The organism is Pseudoalteromonas sp. S3431 (assembly GCF_000690035.1).
In the GTDB taxonomy this organism is placed as follows: domain Bacteria; phylum Pseudomonadota; class Gammaproteobacteria; order Enterobacterales; family Alteromonadaceae; genus Pseudoalteromonas; species Pseudoalteromonas fuliginea.
The window spans coordinates 1-2831 of sequence record NZ_JJNY01000051.1 but is presented as its reverse complement, the minus strand read 5'-3'; the positions used below and the strand labels follow the sequence as shown (position 1 = coordinate 2831).

Here is a 2831-nt window from a genome sequence, read left to right as displayed (position 1 = left end):
TTTTTATTGATAAATAAACCATAGCTGAGTTCCTATTTTAGTTCAATCAGTTATGCGTAAATTTTCAAAAACGGCTCTGGTAATAATTCAAAAGCTTGTCATCTCAATTCGATATATCGGCATTATTTTTTGTTTGATTTATACCAATAAGGATTTTCTCCAAATAAGTAAAAATAAGCATTATCGCTAATTGTAGGCAAACAAAAATAATAATGGAGAACGGTGAACTCGATAGCATGCTTTGTGTTGTTTTTTCTGAAGTGTCAGCCAAATAAAAATCAACATAGGTCAAAAGTAAAAATAAACCCGAGACATAAATTACAACTTTAACTTTTGCACTGCGTAGCTTTGAAACCACTTCATCATTAGTCATTTAAAATGCCTTCAACTGTATTATTTTTTTAAGGCGTTTTTTAATTACCTTTTGCTCGCAATAAAGCCCGATAAAACCACCAACAGCAATTGAAGCCACAACCAAAAACCAATATAAAGGGCTGTTAGATGCCTGAATACCCGAAATATAAAGGTATAAGTTGAACGGGATAATAAAAAATAAGCTACCTAATACTTTAATGAATTCCCTAAAAAGCTCTGTATCAGACTTTGCTTTGTCGATATGAGAGTTAATAGTTTCATTTGATATCTCATTTAGCTCTGGGTATGTCTTTTGTAACCAATTTAAATAATTCAATTATGCATCCTTGTATTTTTATATCTAGTACTGCCTTAAATAGGCAAAATATATTTGCTAAAGTAAGCGACATAGCAGTAAAAACCAGATTTTTTTTGTTCTGCTTTACGACTTGTTATACGTTTTTACTACTCACTATTAGATTACAAGCTATCACCACATCAGATCGGTAATACTCTACAATTTCAGCTAACTCTTTATCTGATTTAACTAAGAACTCAGCGGAACATCTTTCTCTAACATGAATTAAAGGTAAATGATCTGTATCAGATGAAATTACACCAAATACATGAAACTCAGTATTCCAGCATTGACCATACTTTTTATTTCCAATTTGACAAAGATTCATAACTATATTTAAGTAATCATCATCGCTTTCAAGTAATTTGGTAGCAAGTATAATTGCATCATCAAACATTTTATTTACACCGAGCTTTAGAAGCGTATAACGAGGCTGTAGAATAGCTCTAACAGCCAAATAATAGTAAGTTAAAATAGAGACGCAGAAAAATGTTATTTGTCCTAGTTTATTACTTGTTATAAACCATTAACTACCAAATTCTCGGCTAACAATTGCTGCGGGGACAATATCTTCTGGTAGATCACTAGAAGCCTTTTGAGCAAAGTCACCAGCCATACCAAATACTTTGTCAACTGGATCGACTTTCACTCCGTTTTCGACAGCTAACTCCAGAAGTTTCTTGCCGATATCGTTACAAGAACTAACCCAGTTTTTTGGTAATTTCCCCACAGTGATTTTAGGCTGACAAACTAGTTTAAAAGTTTCTTTACCTTCTTGTGTTTGAATTGAAACATCAACGAACCCACTTTTATATGGGTTAGCGAATACACTAGAACTAACCAGAATTATTGCTCCGACAAATATTTTTTTCATGACACTTCCTTATGGTTTATAACGGGCCTATAGATTGGCTCGTTTTTTATTTGTTTTTATTGATAAACAAACCATAGCTGAGTTCCTATTTTGGTTCAATCTTTTACTGTATTTTACGTGGAATATTAAAAGAGTTTGGTGTTGTTTTAATTGACGTTTTGGAGGGTATTACTGGATAATTTAGTGTGAGTGTTTTTTTACTCTGATGGGCAAAATATATTTGTTAAAATAAGCGATGCAGCAGAAAAACCTAGCAGTTGAGGATCATAATAACGTTGGTAATATTCCGTATTTTATTTAAAGGAAAATAGGCTCAATAAAGCCGAGTTGTTTAGCATTGTTTAATAAAAATTGTTGTCGTCTATCGGGCTACCAATTACTACTTTCATCTTGTCAATACAGCTCAGACTTTTGCGTGATGCACTTTCATGGATGTAACCTAACTCACTGCTATCATTGATAATTGACGTAAAAGTCAGAATGGGTGTCATCCTAACTTTTAGCGCTTGCTGCCCACCTCAGCGCGTGTTGTTATATGCCGCTTTAAACTTACTATAAAGCAACTTCCATTTTAAAGTAAGAAACATCAGCCTTATAAAAACGTTCCCCGTATGGCTGCATACCGAAGCGCTGATAGAAACTTAAAGCTGATTCTCTAGCATCACACCAAAAAAAATTTACAACCGTATTATTAAGAGAGTGAAGAATAAACTTTAGCATTTGAGAGCCAATGCCTTGCCCTTGATAATCAGTTTTAGTAGCAAACTTACGTAGGCGAGCTTTATCTGATTTTATGTATACGGAGGCAACACAAACAAGCTCGTCATTAACAAAGGCACCAAAATGCATTGCGTCATGATCGCCATCAACATGGCAATATTCAGGAGGCTTGTTTGGCCAAAGAACACTTTGTCGAAGCGGGATTGTTTGCTCCCAGGAAATATTGCGAATTTCCATATGATTTTGCAGAGCCTCCATTGGCTTATAACGAGCCTGTAGATTAACTCGTTTTTTTATTTGTTTTTATTGATAAACAAACCATAGCTGAGTTCCTATTTTGGTTCAATCTTTTACTGTATTTCACGTGGAATATAAAAAATTGTTAGCTGTTGTTTTAATTGGTGTTTTGGAAGGTATTACGGGAAAGTTTAGTGTGGTTGGCTTTTTACTCTTTCTTTCATTGTAGCTCAGCTTTTTGCGTGATTCATTTTTATAAAACTCACTTGGTAATCCCCCCGAAAAATA

The 2831-nt window shown here is 33.9% G+C and carries 5 protein-coding genes; all 5 read right to left on the bottom strand.

Translation table 11 applies throughout. The annotated features are described in order from the left end of the window. Positions 1-103: 103 nt before the first annotated feature. The gene (locus tag DO88_RS06410; RefSeq protein ID WP_033039977.1) at positions 104-373 is read right to left on the bottom strand and encodes a hypothetical protein; all 270 of its coding nucleotides are present in this window, start codon (positions 371-373) and stop codon (positions 104-106) included. Continuing rightward, positions 374-691 (bottom strand): hypothetical protein, encoded by a 318-nt coding sequence (locus DO88_RS06415; RefSeq protein ID WP_007584349.1) that lies wholly within the window; start codon positions 689-691, stop codon positions 374-376. A 115-nt stretch (positions 692-806) separates the two neighbouring features. After that, positions 807-1109, bottom strand: a complete 303-nt coding sequence (locus tag DO88_RS06420; RefSeq protein WP_024593238.1) for a hypothetical protein — start codon at positions 1107-1109, stop codon at positions 807-809. A 129-nt stretch (positions 1110-1238) separates the two neighbouring features. After that, entirely contained in the window at positions 1239-1586 is a 348-nt protein-coding gene (locus tag DO88_RS06425; protein WP_024593237.1) for a hypothetical protein, read from the bottom strand. A 552-nt stretch (positions 1587-2138) separates the two neighbouring features. Next, on the bottom strand, positions 2139-2543 hold the full coding sequence (locus DO88_RS06430) for a GNAT family N-acetyltransferase (RefSeq protein WP_024599991.1): 405 nt from the start codon (positions 2541-2543) through the stop codon (positions 2139-2141). Between the last annotated feature and the right edge of the window lie 288 nt (positions 2544-2831).

What these genes read in the sequence shown, in the direction of transcription:
- DO88_RS06410 (WP_033039977.1), bottom strand. Translation starts at nt 373, where the DNA reads ATGACTAATGATGAAGTGGTTTCAAAGCTACGCAGTGCAAAAGTTAAA.
- DO88_RS06420 (WP_024593238.1), bottom strand. Translation starts at nt 1,109, where the DNA reads ATGTTTGATGATGCAATTATACTTGCTACCAAATTACTTGAAAGCGAT.
- DO88_RS06430 (WP_024599991.1), bottom strand. Translation starts at nt 2,543, where the DNA reads ATGGAAATTCGCAATATTTCCTGGGAGCAAACAATCCCGCTTCGACAA.
- DO88_RS06425 (WP_024593237.1), bottom strand. Translation starts at nt 1,586, where the DNA reads ATGAAAAAAATATTTGTCGGAGCAATAATTCTGGTTAGTTCTAGTGTA.